Origin of the sequence: Georgenia faecalis (assembly GCF_003710105.1) — a bacterium.
Taxonomy (GTDB): Bacteria; Actinomycetota; Actinomycetes; order Actinomycetales; family Actinomycetaceae; genus Georgenia_A; species Georgenia_A faecalis.
This window is the reverse complement of record NZ_CP033325.1, coordinates 403,179-428,272: the sequence shown is the minus strand read 5'-3', so window position 1 is coordinate 428,272 and position 25,094 is coordinate 403,179. Positions and strand designations below refer to the sequence as shown.

At 74.3% G+C, this 25,094-nt stretch carries 24 protein-coding genes; 9 read left to right on the top strand and 15 right to left on the bottom strand.

All coding sequences use genetic code 11. The features are described from left to right. Nucleotides 1-261: 261 nt before the first annotated feature. Nucleotides 262-2,091, top strand: a complete 1,830-nt coding sequence (locus tag EBO36_RS01760) for a dienelactone hydrolase family protein (RefSeq protein WP_122823107.1) — start codon at nt 262-264, stop codon at nt 2,089-2,091. 80 nt (nt 2,092-2,171) lie between these two features. After that, nucleotides 2,172-3,260 (top strand): sugar-binding transcriptional regulator, encoded by a 1,089-nt coding sequence (locus EBO36_RS01755; protein WP_122823106.1) that lies wholly within the window; start codon nt 2,172-2,174, stop codon nt 3,258-3,260. A gap of 132 nt (nt 3,261-3,392) precedes the next feature. Here EBO36_RS01755 and EBO36_RS01750 read toward each other — a convergent pair whose 3' ends face one another. Both EBO36_RS01750 and EBO36_RS01745 read right to left on the bottom strand, forming a co-directional pair. Then, nucleotides 3,393-3,620, bottom strand: coding sequence for a hypothetical protein (locus EBO36_RS01750; protein WP_122823105.1), 228 nt, complete (start codon nt 3,618-3,620; stop codon nt 3,393-3,395). 184 nt (nt 3,621-3,804) lie between these two features. Further along, nucleotides 3,805-5,301, bottom strand: a complete 1,497-nt coding sequence (locus tag EBO36_RS01745; RefSeq protein ID WP_122823104.1) for a peptide MFS transporter — start codon at nt 5,299-5,301, stop codon at nt 3,805-3,807. Between the two features lie 312 nt (nt 5,302-5,613). Between EBO36_RS01745 and EBO36_RS01740 the strand changes: the two genes are divergently transcribed. After that, complete coding sequence (locus EBO36_RS01740) at nt 5,614-7,029, top strand: MFS transporter (RefSeq protein WP_122823103.1); 1,416 nt, start codon at nt 5,614-5,616, stop codon at nt 7,027-7,029. Between the two features lie 43 nt (nt 7,030-7,072). On the opposite strand, the gene EBO36_RS01735 is transcribed toward EBO36_RS01740, so the two are convergent. The 4 genes from EBO36_RS01735 to EBO36_RS01720 form a co-directional block, all read right to left on the bottom strand. Further along, the gene (locus EBO36_RS01735) at nt 7,073-7,402 is read right to left on the bottom strand and encodes a hypothetical protein (RefSeq protein WP_122823102.1); all 330 of its coding nucleotides are present in this window, start codon (nt 7,400-7,402) and stop codon (nt 7,073-7,075) included. 144 nt (nt 7,403-7,546) lie between these two features. After that, nucleotides 7,547-7,846, bottom strand: coding sequence for a hypothetical protein (locus EBO36_RS01730; protein WP_164471282.1), 300 nt, complete (start codon nt 7,844-7,846; stop codon nt 7,547-7,549). Between the two features lie 224 nt (nt 7,847-8,070). Next, on the bottom strand, nt 8,071-9,198 hold the full coding sequence (locus EBO36_RS01725; protein WP_122823100.1) for a hypothetical protein: 1,128 nt from the start codon (nt 9,196-9,198) through the stop codon (nt 8,071-8,073). Continuing rightward, complete coding sequence (locus EBO36_RS01720) at nt 9,195-9,530, bottom strand: PadR family transcriptional regulator (protein ID WP_122823099.1); 336 nt, start codon at nt 9,528-9,530, stop codon at nt 9,195-9,197. Before EBO36_RS01720 ends, EBO36_RS01725 begins: the two co-directional genes overlap by 4 nt. Nucleotides 9,531-9,712: 182 nt before the next feature. On the opposite strand from EBO36_RS01720, the gene EBO36_RS01715 reads away from it, so the two are divergent. Then, nucleotides 9,713-10,348: an arsenate reductase/protein-tyrosine-phosphatase family protein gene (locus EBO36_RS01715; protein ID WP_244925333.1), complete on the top strand. Its 636-nt coding sequence runs from the start codon at nt 9,713-9,715 to the stop codon at nt 10,346-10,348. A gap of 12 nt (nt 10,349-10,360) precedes the next feature. Here the strand turns inward: EBO36_RS01715 and EBO36_RS01710 are convergent, their stop codons facing one another. Then, nucleotides 10,361-11,710 carry a S41 family peptidase gene (locus EBO36_RS01710; protein ID WP_164471281.1) on the bottom strand — a complete coding sequence of 450 codons (1,350 nt, stop codon included), beginning with the start codon at nt 11,708-11,710 and terminating at the stop codon, nt 10,361-10,363. Nucleotides 11,711-11,767: 57 nt separating this feature from the next. Here EBO36_RS01710 and EBO36_RS01705 point away from each other — a divergent pair, with 57 nt between their 5' ends. Both EBO36_RS01705 and EBO36_RS01700 read left to right on the top strand, forming a co-directional pair. Then, nucleotides 11,768-12,331, top strand: coding sequence for an ArsR/SmtB family transcription factor (locus tag EBO36_RS01705; protein ID WP_122823097.1), 564 nt, complete (start codon nt 11,768-11,770; stop codon nt 12,329-12,331). Further along, the gene (locus tag EBO36_RS01700; RefSeq protein WP_122823096.1) at nt 12,328-13,200 is read left to right on the top strand and encodes a M23 family metallopeptidase; all 873 of its coding nucleotides are present in this window, start codon (nt 12,328-12,330) and stop codon (nt 13,198-13,200) included. The genes EBO36_RS01705 and EBO36_RS01700 overlap by 4 nt, the downstream gene beginning before the upstream one ends. Nucleotides 13,201-13,232: 32 nt before the next feature. On the opposite strand, the gene EBO36_RS01695 is transcribed toward EBO36_RS01700, so the two are convergent. Further along, nucleotides 13,233-13,907: a response regulator gene (locus EBO36_RS01695; protein WP_122823095.1), complete on the bottom strand. Its 675-nt coding sequence runs from the start codon at nt 13,905-13,907 to the stop codon at nt 13,233-13,235. Continuing rightward, complete coding sequence (locus EBO36_RS15565; RefSeq protein ID WP_122823094.1) at nt 13,904-15,499, bottom strand: sensor histidine kinase; 1,596 nt, start codon at nt 15,497-15,499, stop codon at nt 13,904-13,906. The genes EBO36_RS01695 and EBO36_RS15565 overlap by 4 nt, the downstream gene beginning before the upstream one ends. 128 nt (nt 15,500-15,627) lie before the next feature. Here EBO36_RS15565 and EBO36_RS01685 point away from each other — a divergent pair, with 128 nt between their 5' ends. Together EBO36_RS01685 and EBO36_RS01680 are read left to right on the top strand one after the other, a co-directional pair. Beyond that, complete coding sequence (locus EBO36_RS01685) at nt 15,628-16,521, top strand: ABC transporter ATP-binding protein (protein ID WP_122823093.1); 894 nt, start codon at nt 15,628-15,630, stop codon at nt 16,519-16,521. Next, the gene (locus EBO36_RS01680) at nt 16,518-17,321 is read left to right on the top strand and encodes an ABC transporter permease (RefSeq protein ID WP_122823092.1); all 804 of its coding nucleotides are present in this window, start codon (nt 16,518-16,520) and stop codon (nt 17,319-17,321) included. Before EBO36_RS01685 ends, EBO36_RS01680 begins: the two co-directional genes overlap by 4 nt. Before the next feature lie 139 nt (nt 17,322-17,460). On the opposite strand, the gene EBO36_RS01675 is transcribed toward EBO36_RS01680, so the two are convergent. Continuing rightward, nucleotides 17,461-17,973, bottom strand: a complete 513-nt coding sequence (locus EBO36_RS01675; RefSeq protein WP_244925332.1) for a MarR family winged helix-turn-helix transcriptional regulator — start codon at nt 17,971-17,973, stop codon at nt 17,461-17,463. A gap of 95 nt (nt 17,974-18,068) precedes the next feature. Between EBO36_RS01675 and EBO36_RS01670 the strand changes: the two genes are divergently transcribed. Then, entirely contained in the window at nt 18,069-19,256 is a 1,188-nt protein-coding gene (locus EBO36_RS01670; protein WP_122823090.1) for an EamA family transporter, read from the top strand. Nucleotides 19,257-19,734: 478 nt separating this feature from the next. Here EBO36_RS01670 and EBO36_RS01665 read toward each other — a convergent pair whose 3' ends face one another. The 5 genes from EBO36_RS01665 to EBO36_RS15830 are packed head-to-tail and all read right to left on the bottom strand — an operon-like array spanning nt 19,735 to nt 24,356. Then, nucleotides 19,735-20,622 (bottom strand): hypothetical protein, encoded by an 888-nt coding sequence (locus EBO36_RS01665; protein WP_164471280.1) that lies wholly within the window; start codon nt 20,620-20,622, stop codon nt 19,735-19,737. After that, nucleotides 20,619-21,209 carry an alternate-type signal peptide domain-containing protein gene (locus EBO36_RS01660; RefSeq protein ID WP_122823088.1) on the bottom strand — a complete coding sequence of 197 codons (591 nt, stop codon included), beginning with the start codon at nt 21,207-21,209 and terminating at the stop codon, nt 20,619-20,621. Before EBO36_RS01660 ends, EBO36_RS01665 begins: the two co-directional genes overlap by 4 nt. Beyond that, nucleotides 21,206-21,793 carry a signal peptidase I gene (locus EBO36_RS01655; RefSeq protein WP_164471279.1) on the bottom strand — a complete coding sequence of 196 codons (588 nt, stop codon included), beginning with the start codon at nt 21,791-21,793 and terminating at the stop codon, nt 21,206-21,208. Before EBO36_RS01655 ends, EBO36_RS01660 begins: the two co-directional genes overlap by 4 nt. Next, nucleotides 21,790-22,518, bottom strand: a complete 729-nt coding sequence (locus EBO36_RS01650) for an alternate-type signal peptide domain-containing protein (protein ID WP_122823086.1) — start codon at nt 22,516-22,518, stop codon at nt 21,790-21,792. The genes EBO36_RS01655 and EBO36_RS01650 overlap by 4 nt, the downstream gene beginning before the upstream one ends. Before the next feature lie 29 nt (nt 22,519-22,547). Next, nucleotides 22,548-24,356 carry a DUF7507 domain-containing protein gene (locus tag EBO36_RS15830; RefSeq protein ID WP_164471278.1) on the bottom strand — a complete coding sequence of 603 codons (1,809 nt, stop codon included), beginning with the start codon at nt 24,354-24,356 and terminating at the stop codon, nt 22,548-22,550. Between the last annotated feature and the right edge of the window lie 738 nt (nt 24,357-25,094).

Below are 25,094 nucleotides of genomic sequence, written 5' to 3'. Positions count from 1 at the left end.
GCACTCCCGCTCCTTCCCGCGGACCCGCCGCCGTCGTCCCTGTCTCCGCGAGCCAGTCTTGGAGGGCGAGAACGCCCGCGCAAACCCCGTGCACAGATGTGCAGCCTGCGGGGTGCCCGGATTGCCGGGATCGCCCTCCGCGGCGCACGTCCGTGCATACCGGTTGCGCGGGTGAACATGGGGATGGCTTGATGATCGCCGTGCCCGCCGGACGTGCCGCGGCCGGTCCCGAACAACGACGTTCCTCGAGACAGGACACCCATGAACGCCACCACCATCCGGAAGAACCGGCTCTGGCTCGCCCTCTCGCTGGTCCTCTTCCTCGTCTCCGGCATCGGCGCGTCCGTGGTGCAGACCGCGGGCGGTTCCGTCGAGGTCGAGGACCTCCAGTGGGAGACGCCCTCCGGCCACACCATGAGCGCGCTGCTCTTCCGCCCCGACAGCGCCACCGCCGACGCCCCCGCGCCCGCCGTCGTCGTCAGCCACGGCTGGTTCAACTCCCGCGAGATGCAGGACCTCAACTTCGTCGAGCTGGCCCGGCGCGGCTACGTCGTGGTGTCCATCGACATGTACGGCCACGGCGACTCCGACCCGGTCACCGAGGAGGAGTGGCCGATCCGGGGCACCGGCATGTACGACGCCGTCGAGCTCGTCGCGGGCCTGCCCTACGTCGACGCCGAGCGGATCGGGGTGAGCGGGCACTCCAACGGCGGCCGCGCCGCGAACTGGTCGGTCGACGCCGACAACGAGGCCGACGAGCAGCTCATCTCCGCCGTGCTCCTCGTCGACCAGGACCCCAACTACGCCGACCCGGAGTCCGGGGAGTTCTTCAACAAGTACGGCAGCCGCGACGTCGGCGTCATCGCCGCCCAGTACGACGAGTTCTTCTTCCGCAGCTACAGCCCCGAGGGCGAGGTGCTCACCGCGCCGCGCGACTACCTGGGCACGGACAACGCGCAGTCCTTCCTCCACTTCGGCACCTCCCCCGACGGTGAGACCCGCGAGGCCGGGACCGTCTACACCGAGGACGTCGACGGCGAGGAGGCGATGCGGGTCATCTACAGCCTCAACCAGATCCACCCCTGGACCCACTTCTCGGCGCAGGCCGTCGACGATCTGCTGACGTTCTTCGACGCATCGCTCGGCACGCCCGACGCGGCGGCCGGCGACAGCCAGGTGTGGCAGTGGAAGGTCGTCTTCAACGCGCTCGGCCTCGTCGGGTTCGCGATCTTCCTCGTCGCGTTCACCCGCGAGCTCCTCCAGGTGCCCGTCTTCCGGCCGCTGCGCGCCGACGCCGCGATGGCGCCGGCCCGCGCCACCGGCCGGCGCGGCGGGTGGTGGTTCTGGGGCGGACTCGCCGTCTCCGCCGTCGTCTCGGCCCTCAGCTACATCTGGCTCTTCGAGTTCGCCGGCACCTCCCAGCCCGCGTTCCTCCCCCAGTCCCCGCCGTACTTCATCGGGCTCTGGGCGGCGGTCAACGGCCTGTTCGCGCTTGCCGTCATGGTGGTCTCCTACCTCACCTTCGGCCGGGGCAGCGGGCAGGACCTGCGCCGGATCGGCGCCGTCGTGCGCGGGCGGACGCTGCTGCTCTCGGTCCTGCTCGCCGCCGTCGTCGTGGTGACCGCCTTCGCGATCGTGCTTGCGGTGGACTACCTCTTCCAGACCGACTTCCGGCTGTGGGTCGTCGCGATCCGCGCCTTCGAGCCGTCGGTGGTGGGCATCGCGCTACGCTACCTGCCGTTCTTCCTCGTCTTCTTCGTGGCGAACTCGGTGGCCATCAACGCCTTCAACCGGTTCACGCTGGCCGGGCGCGAGTGGCTCAACACCGCGGTGGTCGCGCTGTTCAACGCGCTCGGCGCGATCGTCCTCGTCGTCATCCAGTACACGACGTTCTTCGTCACGGGCCTGCCCACCGAGACGATCTCCCCGATCACCGGGATCTGGCTGTTCCCGGTCATCGTCATCCTCATCGCCTCTGCCGTCATCTCGCGGAAGATCTACCGGGCGACGAACAACCCGTACATCGGCGGCTTCATCAACGCCGCGGTGGCGACGATGATGACCGTCGGGACGACGCTCACCGTCGCCTGAGCCAGCACCGCACGCCGCGCACGGCGCGCCGGGACGGTCCCCGGAGCGCCGGGCTCCGCCGTCGAGACGGGAGGGACGCCATGGCTGCAGGGCCGACCGGTGCGCGCTCCCGTCGGAACGGGGGCGACCGGCCGAACGCGGGCGGCCGGCCGAACGGGGGCGGCCGGCCGAACGGGGGCGGCGACGCCCGCGCCGATCCGCGCGACGAGCAGCTCTACCGCGTCGCGACGATGTACTACGTCCAGGACGAGACCATGGAGTCGATCGCGCGGGAGCTCGCGGTCTCCCGCTCGACGGTCTCGCGGATGCTCAAGGAGGCGCGCGAGACCGGGCTCGTGCGGATCTCCATCGAGGCGCCCGCCGCCGACGGCCGCGGCCTCGCCGCCCGGATCGCCGAGACCTACGACGTGCGGGCCTACGTCGTGCCGATCCGGGACGCCACCACCGCCGACGACCGGCTCGAGCAGGTCGCCAAGGTCGCCGCGCAGCTCCTCGCCAGCGCCGTGCGCTCGGGCATGGTCGTCGGCGTCGCGTGGGGCAAGACGGTCACGGCGATCGCCCGGCACGTGCCCCAGCAGCCCATGCGGGACACCGCCGTCGTCCAGCTCAACGGCGCCGCCAACATCCACGGCAGCGGCCTCACCTATGCGGGCGACGTCATGACCGCTTTCGCCCGCGCGTTCGACTCCTCGACCCACTACCTCGCCGTCCCGGCGTTCTTCGACTACGTCGAGTCGAAGCAGCTCATGTGGCGCGAGCGCAGCATCGAGCGGGTCCTCGACCTGCGCCGCCAGTGCGACGTCGCCCTCTTCGGCGTCGGCGCCATGGAGGCCTCGACGGTCTCGCACGTGTACACCTCCGGCTACCTCGAGCCGGCGGACATCGCCGAGCTCCGCTCGCTCGGCGTCGTCGGTGACGTCTGCACGAACTTCCTGCGGGAGGACGGCACCTACCGCGACATCGAGATCAATGCGCGGGCCTCCGGGCCCTCCCCGGAGGAGCTCACCCGGATCCCCCGGCGGATATGCGCGGTCGCCGGCACGGAGAAGGTGCCGGCCCTGCGGGGCGCCCTGCGTGCCGGCGCCGTCACCGACCTCGTCATCGACGAGACCGCGGCGCGGGAGCTCGTCGGCCAGGTCGCCGGGGCGCGGGCGCGCTGGCAGGGGTGAGGCGCGCGGTGGTGTGGCGGCGTCCCCGGCGGGCGGCGGGCGGCGCTCGGCCCGGACGCCTGGGGAGGCGTGCGGCGACGTGCGCGCTCCGCGGCGCCCCCGCCTGCTGAGCAGCCGCGCGTCGCGTGGGCCTCAGCCGCGCTCGCGGGTGCGGGGCCGGGTCCACCGCCAGATCGCCGTCACGAGCGTGAAGAGGACGGCGGCCTGACCGAGCGCGATGACGACCGCCACCGGCACCGGCAGGTGCCCGGTCGGGAAGAGACCCTCGCGCAGGTAGTTCGCACCGAGGAGGACGACGAGGTAGATCCACCAGGGTGCCCACTGAGGGGAGATCGGTGATGGGCGGCGCGTCTCGGTCATGGCTGATCCCCCTCGTCGGACGTTCGGTTGAGAGGACCGTAGCCGCGGGGGTGCGGTGGGAGATCGGCCCCGCGGCCCGCCCACGGCACCGGAAGGGGGAGGTGCCGTCGCCGTCGGGAGGAGGTGCAACGCCGTCGGGCGCGACGCCGTCGGACGGACCGCGCGTCGCCGTCGTGCGGTAGGGCTAGTGGATCCCGCCCATCTTCTGGGTGATCCACCTGTTCATCGCGGCGATCCCGAGGCCGATGGCGATGGACACCAGGCCCAGGATGAGGAAGTACGGCCTCTCGTTCGCCTCGTTGTAGAAGCGCGCGAGCCAGCCCGAGGCGGCCGACCCCACGGCGACCGAGAGGAAGAACAGCGCGACCATCTGGGTGTGGAACGCGCGCGGCGCGAGCTTGGTCGACAGCGACTGCCCCACCGGGGACATGCACAGCTCGGCCATGGTGAAGAAGAAGAGGATGAGCACGAGCCACAGCAGCGGCGTGCTGTTCGGCCCGCCGCCCGCGTAGGGGATGAACAGCAGGAACGCCACGCCCATGAGGGCCGTCCCGATGGCGAACTTCCACGGCGTGGTCGGCTGGCGCGGCCCGAGGCGCTGCCAGATCGCGGCGAAGACCCCCGCGAAGATGATGATGAAGATCGGGTTGATCGACTGCACCCAGCTCGGCGGCATGGTCCAGCCGAGGATCGTGCGGTCGAGGCGCTGGTCGGAGTAGACCGCCACCACCGTGAACTGCTGCTGGAACAGCGACCAGAACGCCGCGCTGGCGATGAACATCGGGATGAAGGAGATCACCCGGTTGCGCTCGACCTCATCGATCTTGCGGGAGCGCAGCATGAGGACGAACAGCGCGACGGCGGCGATGAGGGTGAGCACGACGACGATCCCGGACAGCCGGGCCGGGGTGATGACCCCCGTCACCGACAGGACCGTGACCACGACGACGACGACGAGCGCAAGACCCGCGTACCGGATGCGCTGGTTCGCCGGGAGCGGGTTGGTCACCTCGTGGCCGGCCGAGCCGATGGTGGCGCGACGCAGCACAAGGTACTGCACGAGGCCGATCGCCATGCCCAGCGCGGCGAGGCCGAAGCCCCAGTGGAAGCCGCGCATGCCCCACACCAGGCCGGTGAGCAACGGGCCGAACAGCGCACCGAGGTTGACGCCCATGTAGTAGATCGAGAACCCGGCGTCGCGCCGGGTGTCGTCCGGGGCGTACATGTCACCGAGGACGGAGCTCGTCGTCGCCTTGAGCGTGCCCGAGCCGATCGCGATAGAGATGAGGCCGACGCCCACGCCCAGGAAGCTGGGCAGCACGGCCAAGGAGATGTGGCCGACCATGATGAGGACGGCCGCGCCGGTGAGGGTGCGTTCGGCCCCGAAGAGCCGGTCGGACACCCACGCGCCGAGGATCGCCGAGAGGTAGACCAGGCCGCCGTAGGCGCCGACGATCGACGTCGCCTCCGCCTCGGACAGCCCGAGGCCGCCCTCCGTGGCGGAGTAGTACAGGTAGAAGACGAGGATGCCCTGCATCCCGTAGAAGCTGAACCGCTCCCACATCTCCACCCCGGCGAGGTTCGCCAGGCCGAGCGGGTGACCGAAGAACGTGCGGCGTCTGCCCTCCGGCCCTTCCGGGCCCGAAGCGTCGGTGGTCGTGGGGACTGCGCCGGTATCCACATATCGATGGTCACACCGGCCGCACGGTGATGCGAGCCGGACACGGCGCGTCGCTGGGAGGTGTGAGATGAACCGCAACGTGCGGAATCGTTCCCTTCGCCGGCGCTCGTGCCGGCTGATCGTGGCGCACTCTTTCGTGATCGTGCCGGTCCCCTGTGGCGACCTCGACCGCCCGTGCGGCGATCGTGCGGCGACCACCACAGAGGCGGAGGCGGAGGCAGCAGGTCGAGCCCTGATGTCGCCCCCAGGCGGCAGCCGCCGTCGCCTTCGACCCCCTGTTGCTCCCGGTCCCCGTCGATTACGGTCCCCGGCATGGACCAGGCCGGGGCCACGCCGTCGTCGCCAGCGGCCGAGGCGACGGCGCCGCGGCGCGGCCTCGGGCCGGCGTTCCGCAACCTCTTCGTCGCCAACCTCAGCTCCAGCCTCGGCGACGGCATCGCGCGCACCGCCACGCCGCTGCTCGCCGCGCGCCTCACCGACGACCCCCTCCTCATCTCCGGCGTCGCCGCGCTCTCCATGCTCCCCTGGCTGTTCTTCGCCATCCCCGCCGGGATCCTCGTCGACCGCATCGACCGCCGTCGTGCCCTGGCCCTGGCGAGCGCCGTCCGGACCGTCCTCGCCGTCGGCCTCCTCGCCCTGGCCGCGACCGACTCGCTCACCATCGAGTGGCTCTTCGCCGTCGTGTTCCTCTACGGCGTCTTCGAGACCGTGTACGACGGCGCGATCCGCGCGATCCTGCCGGGAGTTGTCGACCGCCCGAACCTGCCGCGCGCGAACTCCCGCATCGAGGCCGGCGAGCTCATCACCCAGAACTTCCTCGCCGGCCCGGTGACGTCGACGCTCTTCGCCGTCTCCGTCCTCATCCCGCTCGGCGGGCTCGCCGGGGCGTACGCCGTCGCCGTCGTCCTCGCGTTCTTCCTCCCCGCCGCTGCGGCCGGGAAGCGGCAGGCCCGTCGTCGGGCGGCCGCCGACCGCGCGGCCTCGGCTCCCCAGGGCGCCACCACCCCGGCGGACGACGGGGCGTCGGGGCCGGCGACCGCCACCACCACGGCGTCCGCCGGCCGGCCGGTCACCCGCGAGGACCCCGACGACGACGCCCCGGACGAGCCCTGGTACCGCCAGCTGCTCGACGGGCTCCGGTTCATCCTCGCCAACCGGATGCTGCGGACCCTGTGGTTCCTCAGCACGTTCACGGCACTGTGCTTCTCGGCGGCCATCGCGACCTACGTCCTCTTCGTGCTCGAGGAGCTCGCGGTGCCCGAGGCGTGGTTCGGCGCGTTCATGGTGACGGCGGTCGTCGGTGGGCTCGCCGGAACCGCCCTCACCTCCCGCGCCAAGGCGGCGCTCGGCACCGGCGGGGCGATGGCGGTGGCCAACCTCGTCGCGGCGCTCATGCTCACGCTCATGGGCGTGTTCCCCAGCATCGCCGTCGCCGCGGTGACGTTCGCCGTCGCCAACGCCGCCGTCATCGTGTGGAACGTCCTCGTCATGTCGCTGCGGCAGAGCCTCATCCCCGACCACCTCCTCGGTCGGGTGCACGGCACCTGGCGGACCCTGCTGTGGGGCGTCACGCCGCTGGGGTCGCTGCTCGGCGGGCTCCTCGCGCGGGTCGACCTCACGACGCCGCTCGTCGTCGGCGGCGCGTTGTCCGCCGTCGTCGGGCTCGTGTGGTTCCGGTTCCTGAGGAGCCTGCCGAACCCGGAGGACGTGGAGGAGCTGGGCGGCTGAGCGAGCGCGGGGGGCGGGGGCCGGGTGGCGGCGCCGCGTCGGACTACCTCGACGTTGTGGTGGCCACCGGTGCCGTCGGCACGATGACCGCCCCGGTCCGACTCACGATCAGCGCGACCGTCGCCACCGTGCCCAGCGCCAGCGCGGCGACGCCGTAGTGCACGCAGGTGCTCAGCAGCCAGATGCCGTGCTCGGTCATCCGCGCCTGCTCGGCCCCGTTGTAGTGCTCCAGACCCGACGTCGTCATGGTCGCCAGGTCGGCGTGGTTGATCGCCACCCCGGCCGCCCACGCCGCCAGGGCGTAGACGAGGACGATCCACATCGCGGGCCGACGGCGGATGACGTGGGTGTGGTCGAGCGGCGACACGTCCATGCGTTCCTCCCCGGAACGACGGCGGCCGGCTGCGGTACCGGCGCTCCTGCCCGGAACATAGAGGCGGACGGGCCCGGCGGCAATGACCTTGGGCGTCCTCGCAGCCAGCGTTTCTGCAAGATCACCATGGAAGGGGCGCGAGGGTCAGCTGAGCGCCCGGTGCATCACCACCCGCGGGTGGCCGGCGAGCGTGTGTCGCGGCGCCAGGCCGACCCAGCCGACGACGTCGTCGTCCTCGTACGCCAGGAGGCCCGGAGCGGGCACGCCCGCGCACAGCCGCTCCAGGCGCGCGGCGCGCTCCGCGCCGGACAGCGGGATGTGCTTGGGGCCCGGCAGCCGGTAGGACAGGCACCAGCAGCCGGTGGCGTCGACGTTCCTCGGGGCGAGCATCGTGCGCACGTCGCCGAACCTGTCGGTGCTGGCGGGCGCGAAGGGGCGGGCCATGGCTCCCCCCGGGCGGACTCGGCGGGCGTCGAGCGGCGTGGTGGCGGCGATGGTCGAGCGGCCGTCGTCGCCGCGCAAGAGCTAGGCCAACGCGCTGCGCAACGCGACCTACCGGGCCGTGCACGACGGGCCGGTGATGGAGCTGATCTGAGCGCCGCCAACCGAGCCGGCGTGCCTGCGCGATCACCGGGAGCGGCCGCGGGGTTCGTGCGCCCCGAGAGGGCTCAGGCGCTGGGCCTCCTGTCGCGGAGGAACCCCGCGACGGTGACGCACGCGGCCGCGAAGACGATGACCATGACCCAGCGCACGTTGCCCCACTCCCACCCGTGCCGCAGCCCCTCGAACGCCAGGACGCCGGACACCGGGACCGCCACCGCCCATGCGGCGCGGCGCCAGCGTTCCCAGGTCCGCCTGCCCGACGTCGATCGCGGCAACCGGGAGGCGTACGCGCGGGGCGGACCGAACTCCTGAGCCAGGCTGGTCCCGTTGGTCGCGGCGTGCTGCCGCGCCTCCGCGATGGTCTGGCGCACCGCGCTCTCGGGCATCTCCACGCGAAGGCGCAGGACGCCGGCCAGCTGGGCAGCCCACTCGTCGTCGGAGAGGACGGTGGCCGGCGAGGCACCGCCGTCGTCCGGCGTGGCCCGACCCGGGGCGGGAACGCCCGGCGCCCGCTGTCGGGCGCGGACCGCGTCGCCGTCGGGCACGACACGGAAGAGGGCGACGGCGGCGAGGACGTGGACGGCGACCAGCGCGGCGTACCACCCCACGGATCCGGTGAGGACCGGGTGGTCGTTGCCGAGGACGACGGCCGCCAGGATGGCCGATCCGCCGACACCGGCCACGGCGAGCGCGCCGGCGATCGCCCACCGGCGGCGGGTCCGCATGAGCAGCGTCTCGAAGGTCGTGATGGACACGAGGGCCGTCACTCCGGTCAACGCCGGCAGCAGCACCTTGCCCAGGGTGTAGGTGGTCGTCCAGTTGCCCGCGGCGACCTCGAGGATCGCGAGCATGACGGCGACGACGCTCGCCACGGCCGCGGCCAGGCCCGGGACGTCCCACCAGCTCGTGCTCGGCTCGGCCGGCTCCAGCGGCGCGCCGCCGGCCCGCCACTGGTCGGTCTGCGTCTCGACGTAGTCGGCGGGCTCGCCGAAGAGCTCTGCGGGGCCCTCGCCGGACTCACGCACGAGCGCGAGGACGCCGGTGAGCTCGTCGGCGACGAGGGTGCGGTTGACGCCGTCCAGGGAGAAGCGGCCGATGACGCGCTCGGCCCAGGCCCTGTCGGCGGCATCGCCGCGGGCGCGCTCGAAGGCGGCCGGCAGCGTGGCCAGGGTCGGTCGATCTCCGGTGGTCATGATCGGTGCTCCTTCGTGGGGTCGAGGGCGCGTGTGAGGCTCTGCCACGCGGCCAGTCCCTCGTCGAGGTACTCCCGCCCGCCGTCGGTGATGGAGTAGTCCTTGCGTCCGGGGCCGTGCTCGCCCTGCTCCCACGTCGTCACGACGTGGCCGGCGTCCTCCAGACGACTGAGCGCCGGGTACAGCGAGCCGCCCTTGAGGCGGCCGAAGCCTCGCGCCTCAAGCCGCTGGGCGATGCCGTACCCGTGGAGCGGACCGTCGAGCAGGCAGCCGAGGACGGCCAGGTCGAGGCTGGCCCGCACCCACAGCGGTGGCCACTCCGGTTCGGTCATGTATCTAAGTCTGCTCTGTATCTAGGTACACATCAACTCGGGCCTGGGGTGGCACCCGGGGCCGCCGGGTGTAGCGCCCCGGGCCGCCGGGGGTATCGCTTCGGGGCCGCCGAGTCCCGCACTTCTGCATGATCATCAATACGGGTGGGGGCGCGCGCCGGGCTGGCAGACTGTCGGGGACGGTGCGACCGCACGGGCGCGGGCACCGCACCGACGCGCAGGAGGACCTCATGACGTACCGCGGTGGCGATGCCTTCGCCGTCCTGGCCGTGTGCACCGGCAACGTGTGCCGCTCCCCCGCCGTCGAGCGCCTCCTCCGCCGCGCGCTCGGCGCGAAGAGCGGTGTGCAGGTCGCCAGCGCGGGCACCGGCGCCCTGGTCGGCGAGCCGATCCAGCCGCCGATGGCCGCCCTGCTCGAGGGCCTCGACGTCGAGACCGAGCAGTTCGCCGCCCGCCGGCTCACCCCCGACCTCGTGCGCGAGTCCGACCTCGTCCTCACCCTCACCCGCGCCCACCGCGGTGACGTCGTCGACCTCTTCCCCGGCGCGGTCCGGCGCACCTTCACCCTGCGCGAGCTCGCCCGGCTCACCGAGCACGTGCCCCGGGAGGAGCTCGATGCCGCGGCCGGCCCCGACGCCACCCCCGCCGAGCGGCTCTCCGCGCTCATCCCCCTCGCCGCCGCCCGGCGCGCGCCCGTGCCGGAGGAGCACGACGACGTCGTCGACCCCTACCGCCGGGACGCCTCCGTCTACCAGCGCTCGTTCGACCAGATGCTCCCGGCGGTGCGGACCATCGCCCGCGCCGCCCTGCGCCTGTAGCTCCCGACGGCGTCAGCCCGAGGCCGGGCCGTCCACGGGGAGGCCGTGGTACTCGATGCACCGCCCCGTGCGGTCGAAGGTGAGCGCCGTGCTCACGGACAGGTCGAGGGTGTCGGTGACCCGCCGGACGTGCGGGCGGCCGCTGCCCCCGCCGCTGGGCTCACCCTCGACCCGCACGTGGTCGAGCCCCTGCAGCCCCAGCACGAAGTCCTCGCTCGCCGAGTAGGTCATCGCGTCGATGAGGATCCGGACCTCCCCGGCCCACGGCTCGGGGTGCGGGTCGGCGTGCAGCGCCACCGGGCCCGCGAGGCCGCCGCGCCCGTCGCTGAACCGGACGGCGCCGAGGTGGGTGCGCCCGCGCAGGAAGCGGGTGCGCAGCTCCATCGCGGCGAGGACGTCGCCGCCGACGTTTCCACGCAGGTCGATGGTGACCCGCGGCCGGCCGCGCAGCTCGGCGAGGACGGCGTCGATTTCGGCGACGACGGCGCGGGTGAACGTGTGCAGCCGGAAGCCGTCCGGGGTCCGCTCGAGCGCGGCACGGGCCGCCCGCTCCTCCGTCCACGCGACGGTCCGCCCACCAGGTCCCCGGGCGGTGAAGCGGCGCGCCGGTGCGGCCATGGCCAGGAATCGCCGGGCGGCGATCATGTCGCGGTGCTGCGGGCTCGCGCCGGTACGCCGGAGCCAGTCGGCCGGGTCCTCGACGTCGACCACCCACCCGGGCCCGACCCCCGCCCGCGCCGCGGCGGTGTCCGCCGGCACGTGGAGCAGCCGGGCGCCGTTGTCGGCCATCCGCGCGAGGTACGGCGGGTGCCAGCGCGCGACGTCGGATCGGAAGAGGTGGGTGTGGGCGTCACCGAGCTCGGCCACCCACGCCTGCGCGCCGCGCTCGAACGCCTCGCCGGTGAGGTCGCGGACGTGGGCGTGCCGCGCGGTGATGGCCTCCCAGTCGAGCCCCCGCAGCGCGAAGGAGGGGTAGACGTTCGCCACCTCGTCGCGGATCCGGTCGAACGCCTCCGCCGACGTGCGGCACGGGCGGTGCTCGACGACGTCGTCCGCGGCGTGGGCCAGGCTGTGGAGGAGGTGGAGTCCGACGCCGAACTCCCCCGGCGTCGGCAGGACGGAGGTGAGCTCGCGGGTGCGGCCGTCCCACTCCAGCCGCGCCACCGGCGCGGCTGGGTCGACCCGCGCTACCCAGCGCTGCTCCCACGGGTCCGCGGCCGTCCCGAAGCGGACCTCGGCGCCGAGCACCGCCGCGAGCTCCGCGCGCTCGGCACGGACGAGGGGCAGGAGCGGGGTCGCCGCGGGTACGTCCTCGAACGCGAGCACGAACGGCGCGTCCGCACGCACCCCGGCCAGTCCCACGGCAGCGAGCCTAGCCTTGCACTACGGATTGCGTAATTACGTAGTACCGTAACCGCCATGCCCGACGACGCCCGCCTCGCCGACCTCGAACGCCGCGTCGCCGCGCTCGAGGCCCGTCTGGATGACGGCGCACCGACCGCTGCCCCGCCAGGCGACGCCGAGCCGGGAAGCGCCCAGCCGGGAACTGCCTCCAGCACCGCGAGCACGATGCCCGACCCCGAGGTGTTCTGGGCGCTCGCCGGCCTGCACGCCCGGGTCGGGGCGCCGGGCGCCGTGCTCATCACCGGGACCGTCGCCCTGCCCGACGGCCGCGCCGCCGAGTGGCAGGAGGGCGCGCTCACGGGCGACCTCCTCGAGGCCGACTGGGCGGAGACCGCCGAGACGCTCACCGCCCTGGCGCACCCGGTGCGCCTGCGGCTGCTCCAGCGGGTGCTGGCCGGTGCCAGCACGGTCCACGAGCTCACCGAGACCGAGGGCGTCGGCACGAGCGGTCAGGTGTACCACCACCTGCGCCCGCTCATCTCCGCCGGCTGGCTCCGCGCCGTCGGCGGCGGCCGCTACGAGGTGCCCGTCGCCCGGGTCGTCCCCCTGCTCACCACCATCCTCGGAGGCCGACGATGAAGCGCACGATCGCCCGCGGGCAGACCTGGTGGTGGCGACTCTTCGTCGTCGCCATCCTTGCCAACCTCGTCCTCGAGATTCCACAGCCGTACCCGTTCCTCATCATCGTCGGGTCGCTCGCGCTCGCGCTCGTCCGGCCACCCGCGACGGACCGTGGCCCGGTCGACGTCGCCCCGCCCGTCCGGGGGCGCTGGGTGGCCCTCAACAGTCCCGGCTCCGCGGTGCCGAGCCACGGCGTCAAGGCCTACGGGCAGAAGTACGCCGTCGACCTGCTCCAGCCGTCCACCGACGCGCCGCCGTCGATGGGCTGGTCGTTCGTCATGCGCCGGCCCGAGACCTACCCGACGTTCGGGGCGCCGGTGCACGCCATGGCTGCCGGCACCGTGGTGCACGCGCAGGACGGCCAGCGCGACCACCGCGCGCGGGACACGTGGCCGGGGGTGCTGTGGATGATGACGCTCGAGGGCTTCATCCGGGAGCTCGCCGGCGCGCGCAAGATCATGGGCAACCACGTCGTCGTCGAGCACGACGACGGGACCTACGCGGCGTACGGCCACCTGCGCCACGGGTCCGCCGTCGTCCGCCCCGGCGAGCATGTGGCGGCCGGCCAGGTGCTCGCCCAGGTGGGCAACACCGGCAACACCTCCGAGCCGCACCTCCACGTGCAGCTCATGGACGACCCCCAGCCCACGGCCGCCGCGGGCGTGCCCATGCGCTGGCCGGAGATCGTCGTCGACCCCGCGGAGCGGGACGCCCGCTGGGGCATGGGCGAGCCCAAGCCGACGGCGCTGCCCGGCTTCCCGCGGAACGGCCAGATCTTCGAGGTGCGCGAGTCGTCAAGGGTGGGCGAGCCCGACGGCGGAGCCTGACCCCCCAGCCGGGGCCCGACCCCGCGCCGCGCTCAGACGAGGCCCGCGTCGTGGACGCAGCGGGCGATGTGCACGCGGTTGGTCGCGTCGAGCTTGGTGAACAGGTGGGCCACGTGCGTCTTCACCGTCGCCACGCCCATGTAGAGCTCGCGCGCGATCTCAGCGTTCGACAGCCCCCGGCCGATCGCCACCGCCACCTCGCGCTCCCGCTCGGTGAGCCGGTCCAGCCGCTCGCGCGCCGACCGCTCGCGGCTGTCGTCGCGGGGCTGGGCGACGGCGGCGATGAGCTGGGCGGTGACACTCGGGGAGAGCATCGGCTCGCCGCGGGCCACGCGCCGCACCGCGTCGACGAGGTCCGCCGGCGGGGTGTCCTTGAGGAGGAACCCGGCGGCGCCGTGGCGCAGCGCGGTCAGCACCATCTCGTCGGTGTCGAAGGTAGTGAGGACGATGACGCGGGCGCTCGACCCACGCTCGCCCAGCCGCCGGGTGGCCACCAGCCCGTCCTGGCGCGGCATCCGGATGTCCATGAGGACGACGTCGGGGCGCTCCCGCTCGACGAGGTCGAGCGCCTCGTGGCCGTCGGACGCCTCGCCGACGATCGCGATCGCCGGGTCACCGCCGAGGATCATCCGCAGGCCGGCGCGGACCAGGGGGTCGTCGTCGACGACGGCAACCCGCACCGGCGCCGATGTCCCGTCCTCGCTCATGCGTCCTCCTCCCACGGCAGCCACGCTCTCACGGAGAAGGTGCCGTCCGGTTCGAGGCCGTGCTCGAGCAGCCCGCCGACGAGGTGCGCGCGCTCGGTGAGGCCGGTCAGGCCGACGCCGGCGCCAGGCGTGGCGTGCCCGGGCGTGGCGTGCCCGCGCACGGCCCCGCCGTCGGGCCCACGAGCGGCGCCGTGAGCACTCGGGCCGCCCGCGAGCACGCGCGCACCGGCCGTCTCGCGCTCGGGCGGCGCGGAGAGCGGGTTGCGCACGTCGATGGTGAGGAGGCCGTCGGGCGCACCGCCGAGCCGGACCTCCACCGGTCGACCGGGGGCGTGCTTGCGGGCGTTGGTCAGCGCCTCCTGGATGATCCGGTACGCCGTGCGTGAGGTCGTCACCGGCAGCGTCTGCAGGACCGCGGCGTCGCCCCCCGGGAGCGCGGAGACGTCGAGGCGCACCGACGTGCCCGTGCCCGTGGTGTCGGCGATGAGGTCCGGAAGGTCGCCGAGCGTGGGCTGCGGTGGCTCCGCAGCATGGTCCGCCGTCGCGTCTTCCCACCCCGGGGCGAGGGCCGCGCCTGCGGCCCCGGCGTCCTTGCCGGTCCCCGCGACCGCACCGGTTCCGGCGACCGCACCGGTCCCGGCGACCGCACCGGTCCCGGCGACCGCGGGCGCGACCGAGCCCGTCGACTCCGCCCCCGGACCGGGCGAACCCACCGGACCGGACCGGTCCGCCGTCGGGCCGCTGGCCCCGGCGCGCAGCACGCCGAGCACCTGCCGGAGCTCCCCGAGCGCGCGGTGCGCGTTGTCCTGGATGACGCGGGCCGCCTCGCCGGTCTCCTCGGGCCCGAGGTCGGTGCGGTAAGCGAGCGCCCCGGCGTGCAGGGCGACGAGGGAGATCCGGTGGGCGAGGACGTCGTGCATCTCGCGGGCGATCCGGGTGCGCTCCGCCTCGCGCGCGGCCTCCTCGCGCAACGCCTGCTCCCGCTCGGCCGTGTCGGCCCGCTCCTGGAGCGAGGCGATGAGCTCCCGGCGGGCGCCGATGTATGACCCGGTGGCCACGCAGATCGCGCCAGCGGCGAGGCCGATGGCCAGGGAGGCGATCGTCATGGCCCGGTCGAGCTCGCGCGCACTGACGTAGGGCAGGAGCACGCCCTCGTAGAACGCCCCCGCCCCGCCCCACACCACGGCGACGACGACCACCCACCACCACCGCCGCCACGTCGCCATCGAGACCGTGGCCACCGCCGCCGGGCCGACGGAGAAGGCCGAAACCCACGAGAGCGCGGAGGTCAGCACCGCGGTGAGCAGGGGATGGCGGCGACGCAGCGGGAGCAGGGCCAGCGCGAGGAGGCCCGCGACCAGGTCGAGGAAGAGCAGCACGTCGGCGGCGCCCGGATACGCCGGACTCCCCTCCGCCACCGGCCTCGTCAGGTCGTCGACCGCGACGGCCCACAGGAGGAGGCCGATGCCAAGGGCGGCGAGGTAGCGCCAGATGCGGGACCACGGACGCAGGCGCGGGGGCGCGGGCGGCGGGCGCCCGACCGTGGCACCGCCCCTCGCGCCCAGGTCGGCGGGCACAGGTCTGCGGTCCATCCCCCCAGCGTAGGGATCGGCGCCCGAGCCGGGCTCCGCCGTCGGGCGCGGACGACTCCACCGAAAGGCGGACACGGCCGAGACCTGGCGCCGATGGAACGCGGGCGTGCGCCCGGGATCGTGAAGGCATGATCACTGCAGAGCACCTCACCCGCCGGTACGGCACGCGTGCCGTCGTCGACGACGTCTCCTTCACCGCCAGACCCGGGCGGGTCACCGGGTTCCTCGGTCCGAACGGCGCCGGGAAGTCCACGACCATGCGCATGGTCTGCGCCCTCACCACCCCCACGTCCGGGTCGGCGACCGTGCTCGGCCGCCCGTTCCGGGAGCTGACGAATCCCGGTCGCCAGGTCGGCGTCCTGCTCGACGCCTCGGCCCAGCACGCCGGCCGGACCGGTCGCGAGACGCTCTCGCTCTCGGCCCAGCTCCTCGGTATGGCCCCCGACCGCGTCGAGACGGTCCTCGACTTCGTCGGCCTCACCGCCCGGGAGGCGAAGGCGCGCACCCGTACCTACTCCCTCGGCATGCGCCAGCGCCTGGGCCTCGCCCACGCGCTCCTCGGCGAGCCGGAAGTGCTCATCCTCGACGAGCCCGCCAACGGCCTCGACCCCGCCGGCATCCGGTGGATGCGCGACGTCCTGCGCTCGTTCGCCGATGCGGGCGGCACGGTCCTGCTCTCCTCCCACCTCCTGCGCGAGGTGGAGGCCGTGGCGGACGACGTCGTCATCATCGGCGGGGGCCGGATCCTCGCCCAGGGCAGCGTCGTGGAGCTGCTCGCCGCCCCGGGCAGCACCGCCCGCAGCACGGACGACGCGGCCCTCGCCCGCGCGCTGGCCGCGGCCGGGCACGAGGCCGCCGCGTCCGGCGAAGGCGTACGGACGTCCGCGTCCCCCGAGCAGGTGGCGCACCTGGCCGTGGCGGCCGGCGTCGTCGTCACCGACCTCAGGGCGAACACCGCCGCCCTCGAGGACCTGTTCTTCGACACGACCGCCCAGCACGGGCGAGAGGAGATCTCCGCATGAGCGCCGCCGTCGCCCCTACCACCGGGACCACCGGGACCGCGGGCCCCGCCCGGACCGCGCCGCGGGCGGTGCCGTTCGCCCGGCTCGCCGCCGTCGAGCTGCGCAAGCAGGTCGACACCCGCGCCGGGATCGGCCTGCTCATCGCCATCGTCGTCTTGACCGCGGGGATCATGGCGCTCGTGCTCTTCAACTCCGACGGGGAGTTCATCACCTGGCAGGAGCTCACCCTGGCGTCCTCGTGGGGGTCGGTCTTCCTCCTCCCCCTCATCGGGGTCATGGCCGCGACCAGTGAGTGGTCCCAGCGGACTGCCCTGACGACGTTCGCGCTCGAGCCCCGCCGCACGCGGGTCAACATGGCCAAGCTCGTCTCGGCGAACGTCCTCGGCCTCGGCGTACTCATGGCCGTCCTCGCCGTCGGCGCGGTCCTCAACGTCGTGGGAAGGCTGTGGCTCGACGGCAACGGCTCGTGGGCGATGGACTGGGCCCTGTTCGGCGGCATGGCGCTCTCGCTCGTCATCCTCGTCACCCAGGGTGTGGCGTTCGGCCTGGCGCTGCTGAGCACCCCCATCGCGATCGTCGGCTACCTCGCCCTCCCGACGCTGTGGACGATCCTGTCGGCGCTGGTCCCAGCGCTGCGCGGGCCGTCGGACTGGCTCGACATCAACGTCACCCTGACGCCGCTCACCGAGGGCGGGATGGGTGGGGAGGAGTGGGCGCAGCTCGCCACGTCCTGCGGCGTGTGGGTGCTGCTGCCGCTGGCGTTCGGCCTGTGGCGCACGGCGCGCCGCGACGTGTCCTGACCCCTCGCGCTCAGCGCTGTAGCCCCTGCCGCTCGTGGCGGCGCACCCCCTCGTGATCTTGCAGAAACGCCGGATGGAGGGTCCGGCGTTTCTGCAAGATCACGACGGGGGTGGGGTGCCGCCGGTGTTGGGGGGCCGGTCAGTCGCCGGCGGCGCGCGAGACGTCCCCGGAGCCGGCGAGGAAGCGCTCGAGGAGCCCGGCCAGCTGCTCCTGTTCCTCCGCCGTGAGCGGGGCGAGCACCCGCCGCTCGTTGTCCAGGTGCCCCGCGACGACGTCGTCGACCAGGGCCCGGCCCTGCGGGGTGAGGGCGACGAGGACGTGGCGGCGGTTGGCCGGGTCGGTGCGCCGGTCGACCAGCCCGCGGGCCTCGAGGTTGGCCAGCCGGTTGGTCATCGCCGCCGAGCTCACCATGGTGCTGCGCGCGAGCTCGCCCGGCGTGAGCGTGAACGGCTCCCCCGACCGGCGCAGCGTCGCGAGCACGTCGAACTCCCCCCGCTGCAGGCTGTGCTCGGCGAAGTACGTGCGCAGCGCCCGGGAGGCGACCTCGTCCGCCCGGGCCAGACGCCCGATGATGCCCATCGGGGCGGGGTCGAGGTCCGGTCGCTCCCGCCGCCACTGGTCGAGGTAGTCGCTCACCCGATCGCGTGCCACGGTCCCACCTTTCGACATCAAACTGTTTGACGTCAACCTACCAGGGGCCTAACATCGTTCGATGTCGAATAGTTCGACGTGGAAGGAGCGCGGAGATGCCACAGCACGCGCCGACCCCCGGGCCCGGCTGGGGGCTGGTCGCGGCGACCTCCTTCGCCCCGGTCACCTGGGGCACCACGTACGTCGTCACCACCCTGGCGCTGCCCGACGGCCACCCGATGTGGTCCGCGGCGCTGCGAGCGCTGCCCGCGGGTCTCGTCGCCCTCGCCGTCGGCCGGGCTCTGCCGCGAGGCGGCTGGTGGCTCAAGGCGCTCGTGCTCGGCATCCTCAACATCGGGGCGTTCTTCCCCCTGCTGTTCGTCACGGCCTACCTCCTGCCCGGTGGGGTCGCGGCCATCTTCGGGGCGCTGAGCCCCCTGGTCGTCGCCCTTCTCGCGCTGCCGCTCCTCGGCGAGCGGCCCACGCGCTGGCGGCTGACCTGGGGCGTGCTCGGCGTCGTCGGGGTGGCACTGATGGTGCTCGCGCCGGGAGCCGCGCTGAGCGTCCCGGGCGTGCTCGCGGCCGTCGGCGGCGCCCTGTCCATGGCGCTGGGCACTGTCCTTAGCAAGCGCTGGGGCCGCCCCGTCGGGCCGGTGCCGTACGCCGGGTGGCTGCTCACCGCCGGCGGGCTGGTCATCGTCCCCCTCGCCCTCCTCACCGAGGGAGCACCCCCGGCCCTCGACGGCCCCGCGCTCGCGGGCTACGCCTGGCTCGGCGTGGCCGGGACCCTGCTCGCCTACGTCCTGTGGTTCCGCGGTGTTGGACGCATGCCCGCCGGGGCGGTCGCCTTCCTCCCGCTCATCTCCCCGCTCGTGGCCACGCTTCTCGGCTGGGCCGTCCTCGCCGAGGCGCTGACGCCCGTGCAGGGCGTCGGGTTCGCCGTCGCCCTGCTCGCCGTCGCCTGCGCTCAGTGGACGCCGCGGCGCCGACCGGCCACGCACAGCAGCACGCCGGCGACGACGGCGGCGAGCGCCACGAGTCCCGTCCCCCGGGTTGCGCCGGTGGCCGGCAGCGCCCCGGGTGCCGGGGAGCCCACGGCCGGCGGGCCACCGTTCGCGGGGTTCGCCGCGTCGCCCCCCGGCGGCACGGGCGACGGCGCCGCGGCCGACGGCGACGGCGACGGCGACGGCGACGGCCCAGCGGACGGCACGTCACCGGCGATCTCCAGCGCCACGACGAACGAGGCCTGCCGGACGGCGCCGTCCGACCGGTTGCCCGACGTCGCCTCCAGCGGCAGCTCGTAGGTGACGGTGACGGCCGTCGACTCCCCCTGCTCGAGCGGCACCGCGCCGATCGTCGTACTGCCGGTGGCGTGCAGCGTCGCGAAGGACGCCTCCCCCGACGAGGTCTCGGTCTGCCACCGCAGCCGGAGGTCGTCGTAGAACGCGTCGGCCTCCTCGGGGCCCCGCAGGCGCACGTCGACGACGGACGCCCGCAGCGTCCCCGCGGTCGGGCCGTCGTTGCGCACGCGGAGTGTGCGGGTGGTGCTGTCGCCCGGCACGGCGACGGGCTCCCCCACGAAGCTGTCCTGTCCTCGTCCGGTGCCGTCCTCGTCCCACACGAGGACGACGGCGCCGGTCCCGGCGCCCTCCGCACCCTCGCCGTCGACGCGCGCCCCGATGTCGCCGACGTCGCCGACGGCGGCGCTCGCCCCGGCCGCGAGCGCGAGGGGCACGACGGCGGTCGCCAGGGCCGCGCGGAGGAGCCGTCGGGCGGTCGCGCTCACCGACCCGGCCGGAAGGTCTCGTGGGTGAACGTCAGCTCGGTGAGCGGCTCGGCGGCGGGGTTGGCCGCCACGCGGGCGGTCCACGTGTCGCTGCTGGTCACGGCGCCGGCGGAGGAGTCCGCGTGCACCGTGCCGGTGTTCGAGTACGCACCGGCGACGGGCACCTGGTCGAGGCGGCCGACCAGGCACCAGTACTCGGTGACGGGTGCGGTCGCGCCGTCCGCCGTCGTGGACGGGCCCGCGGGCACGGGCGTGGACACCAGCGGTCCGGCCGCCGGGTCCGGCGGGACGACCGCAGGCAGCGGGGTCGCGGGCGTGCAGGAGGCGGCGTCGGGCACCCGGACGAGGGCGAGCCGGGCGGCGGCGAGGACCGACCCGGCCGCCGGCCGGGGCAGGTGCGCCTGGTAGCGCAGGCCGAGGTTCCCCTGGGCGACGGCGTCGACCCGGATCGGGACCGCGAGCACACCGGTCTCCACCAGCGTCGTGGCCTCGGCCGGACCGAGGCCGACGGTGAGGACGTCGTCGGGACCGTCGGCCGCCGCGAGGCCGGTCGTCCCGCCGTCGGGCGAGGCGGTGCCGGTCGCTGCCCCATCGACGCGGCCGACGGCGAAGCTCACCACGCCGGCGGACAGGTGTCCCGTCGTCGTCTCCGTGTCGCTCCACAGCGCGGCCGCGGATCCGGTGACGCCCCCGACGACCAGCGCCCCGAGCAGGACCGCCCCCACCGCCCGCGGCCCGCGGGGACCGAGCCCGTCGAGGCGCCCCGCGCGGGCCAGGGCCGGGCGGGGCATCCGGACGGGGCGCGCCGCGCGGTGCCGGGAGGCAGTCGTGGCGCGGTCCCGGGAGGCATGCGCGGCGCGGTGTCGTCCGCCGGTGGTGCTCACGACGAGAACCGCCCGCCGGCGCGGACCTGGTCGAGCTGGAGAACGAGGTCGCCGAGGTCCGCGAGCGGCACCCCGGCGGGCGGGGCGGCGGCGGCATACGCGGGCGCGCCGGGCGCCACGGCAAGCACCAGCGACACGGTCCACGCCTTCTCCCCCGCGGCCGGCACGGGCACGGTGACGCTCTGCCCGACGGCGGCGGGCGCCGTCACCTGCGCGCCGGCGGCGTCGAGGACGCGGTACGTCGCGGTGACGTCGTCGGGCACCTGCGCCGCCCGCTCCCCCCACCGCACGGTGAGCTCGGCCGCGGCGTTCTCGCCCACGAGCGTGGTGACGATGTCCTGCCGCATGACGACGACGTCACCCGGCATGGCACGGAAGCGGTCGGGGTCGACGGCGCGCGGGGTGACGTCGGGCGAGATGTCCGTCCAGGTCGCCCCGCCGTCGAGAGCGACGTCGAAGTCCCCGGCCGTCACGGCCCCCGGGACCGTGCCGTCCCCGCTGGTCCACAGCGCATGGGTGCTCATCCCCCCGGCGAGCGCGAGGAGCACCGCACCGCCGGCGAGTGCCGCCCGGTCCCATCCGGTCATCGCGCAGCTCGCCGTCCGCTCGGCCGCAGCAGCATGACCGCGGCGTAGACGAGGAGCACGACGGCGGCGCCCGCCACGATCGTGCGCGTGTGGTCCCCGGCCCAGAGCACCACGTGGCCCGCCGCGCGCACGTGGTAGAGCGCGCGGCCCATGATCTGCTCCGCCTCGATGGGGTCGTCGTCGGCGCCGTTGGCGTCCCCGCGGGTGACGAACATGGCGCCCCCCTCGCCGCCGAGACTCTCGGCGACCACCCGGTGGGTGATGAGCGTGGGGTCGCCCGAGACGGGCTGGAAGGCGACGACGTCGCCCACCTGGATCTCGTCGGCGTCGACCGGGACGACGACGACCATGTCGCCCGCCGAGTACAGGGGCTCCATCGACCCGGAGAGCACGGTCAGCGCCGACCCGCCGAGGAACCGCGGGACGACCGCGAGGGCCAGCGCGGCGAGCACCGCGACGACGAGCACGACGCTGAGGAGCGCCGACCCGATGCCGACGAACCGGTTCCACGCCCCCGCCCGCGTGCTCCGGTGCCGCGCCCGGGACGTACGGCCGGGGGCGGCGGCGATGCCGCCCGCGGTCACTGCTGGGCCTGCTCGGCCTCGTCGTCCGCCTCGGGACGCACCTGGGTGAGCTGGACGCCGACGGTGGGGAGCACGAGGCCGGTCTGGACGAGCTCGCGGTCGGTCGTGTCCGCATCGAAGGTGAGCGTGAGGACGACCGTGAGGTCGACGCCCGCGGGCTCGGCGTCCGGACCTGTCGACTGGGGGGTCAGGTTGGCGGGGAGGGTGAGGTATGCGGCGCCGTCCTCCTCGGTCGCGTCGTCCTCGGGCGCGCTGGCCTCGGACCACAGCTTGAGTAGGGGCGCGGGAGTCGTTCCGAGCGGGATGTCCGTCATTCCCGTGATCGGTTCGTCGTCCGCGCCGAGGACGGAGTAGGTCGCGTTGATGTCCGCGGGGAACATCACCGTCTGCCCGTCGACGGCCTGGCCGCCGAGCGTGATCCCCAGCTCAGCGAGCATGTTGTCGCCCTCGAGGGCGGCGTCGATGGAGAAGGTTCCCTCGATCGTGTCGCCGGGGATAACACGGAACCGGTCGAGGTCGATGTCTACCCCCTCGCCATCAGGCCCCTCGACTCCGGAGACGTCCCGCCACTGGGGGCTGCCGACGAGGTCGACGGCGAGATTACCGGCGGTGATGGTGCCGCCGTCGGCCTCCGCGTCGTCGGTCCACAGCGCGTAGGTGGAGCCGCCAGCGAGCAGGGCGACGGCAGCGACGCCCGCGAGGGCGCCCTTGGACTTGTTGTTCATCGTCTCTTCCTTCTGTTGGCCGGGTCCGGTCAGGACGTCGGCAGGGGGGTGACGGGTCCGGTCGCGACACAAGTCGTGGACTCGCCCGGGGAAAGGGTGGGGATCGGGTTGCCGGAGGCGGGACCGCCGGCCTGGCGTGGGCAGGTCACCGCGACACCGCGGTCGTCAGTGACCCGGAGGTGGGTGAGCGGGACGGTGCCCGTGTTCGTCACCGTGTAGGACCAGGTGACGGAGGTGCCGGCGGTGACGGTGGGCTCGCCGCCGTCCGCAGGGTCGAGGGCCGAGGTCTTGACGATGGTCACCGACGGCCGTTCGACGACCGCGTTGATGACCCGGCAGGTAATGACGGCGTCGGGCCGGGCCTCCACCGCGAAGCCGTCGCTGACGTTCGTCACCACCACCGGGGAGCCGTCGGAGGAAGTGCACGTGGCGTTCTGGCCCCCCTGGGGCTCGAGGACGTACCCCTGGCGGGAGGCCTGGGTGAGGGTGAGCGTGCGCGAGCCGGTGGCCTGCTCGAGGTCGACGGCGAAGCTCGCGGCGCCGTCGTCCCCCGTGACGGCCGGGACCGGCGCGCGACCGGGTCCTGCGGCCGCCGGGGTGAGGCGCCACCCCCGGCCGGGGGTGGGGCGCGCGCCCGGGCCGCGGCGGACCTCGGTGACGACGTTGACCGTGCCTGTGCAGCCCACGCGCGCCACCGAGGCGAGCACGTCGCCGAGGCCGGCGACGTCGGTCACGCGGGTGTCGTCGGTAAGCAGGCGCAGGCGCTGCTGGTTCACCGGGGTCCGGGCCGCCCCGACGCCGACGGCGACCAGGTGCGCGCCCGCGGCCTTGACCATGTTGGCGGAGGCCACTGCGTCCTCGACGGTGCGCATCGTGGCGGCGCCGCCGGTGCCGGAGCGGCTGGCCGTCGGCTCACCGGCGGTGAGGAAGACGACGACGTCGGCGCCGGCGGCCACCTGCGCGAGGCCCGCGTCCCAGTTGGTCGACGACAGCGGTGCCGGGTTGAAGAGCCGCAGGGCGGCCCGGACGACGGTGGCGCCGGCCGGGCTCCGCACCGAGGTCAGCGGGAGCGGCCGGTTGAAGAACCCCGGCGCGGGGGCCTCGCTGGCGAATCCGTACAGCGCCACGTGGGAGGCGGTGCCCTCGAGGGCGTCGACGACCCGTCGGCCCGCGTCCCGGTAGGCACCGAAGTCGGCGAGGGACTCGCCGCGGGTCACCGCGCCCGACAGGTCGTAGACGACCGCGACGTCGCGGGTGCAGCGCGCCGGCGTGGCGGCGTTGGCGCGGACGTTCGGCCAGCCGCGGCCGTCGTCGGGCAGGGCCACGGTGGCGCCGCCGCGCACGTAGCCGGTGGCGTGGCGGACGAGGTCCTGCGCTGCGCCCCAGCTCTCCGCGGCGGTCCACCCTGCGGGGGTACCCGTCTGGACGGCGTAGAAGTAGCCGTAGTAGCCCAGCCACGAGAACGGCAGGTCGACGATGACGCCGCAGCGCCCGTCGCGACCGGTGGTGCAGGTGCCGACGGCGGTCCCGCCCGTCACCGCGGTGCTGCTCGTCCGGTAGAAGGTGAAGGTCGCGCCCGGGAGGCCGGCTACCGAGCCGTCGGCCAGCCGGTCGCCCCCGGCGCGGGCGACGAGCTTGACCTCGTCGTAGCGGGGGGTGGCACTCGGGACGCCGGTCGCGGCGGGCGCGGCGGCTGCCCTCGGGGTGGTCGCCGGAGTCGATGTCGGGGCGGGCGTGGCCGCCGGCGTCCTGGGCGCGTTCGGCGTCAGACCGGGCGCGGGCGGGGTGGTGGCCGGGGCGGCCGGGGTGGTGGCCGGGGCCGGACGCGTGCCGGGCACGTTCGGCGTCAGGCCGGGGGCCGCCGGCACGGGGGCCGGGGCCACCGGCGCCGGGGCGAGGGCGGGAGCCTCCGGCGCGGATACGACCTCGTCGAGTCCCGGACCGGTCGCGCCCTCGCTAGGGACGGTCGGGCCAGGCGCCACCGGGTCGGCGCGGAATCCCGCGCCGGTTGACGCGGTCGTCAGGGGGGCGGCAGCAGTGCTGAGATCGCTGGTGACCGCCTCGGGAACGGAAGGCTCTGCGGAGGTGGGGACGCCGAGGACGAGCGCAAGGGCCGCCACCGTGGCGATCCCTGCTTCGCGAGCACCCGCCCGTACCCATGTGCAATGGCCCATCCGCCCCTGAACTCCTTGACCCGGACGAGCGCCGTTTTGCGCGCTCGCCCTCCCCCACACCCCGGTGATCGCGGGGTGCCCGTGCGACAACCGGCCAGTCCGCCTTAGACGTTTGTCTAGAACTTTCTGGCCGATGGTCGCGAAGGTATCAGCGGATCGTCGTCCGTGTGATGTTTTCGCGAGATCCCGCTCACCGCGGGAGCCTTGGGGGATTACTCCTCGCCGGAACGACGCCAAAAGGTCAGCGTGCTGTGTGTTGTAGATCACACGCAGGGCGCCGGTCCGTGCCGATGTCGCTAGGCAGGGGGCGACGTCAGCACCAACCTGCGAACTCGGCCACGGTGGCGCGCGCAGTACGCCGGGAGAGCACTGCGGCTCGTCGATGACGGCCGGCAGCGCGCG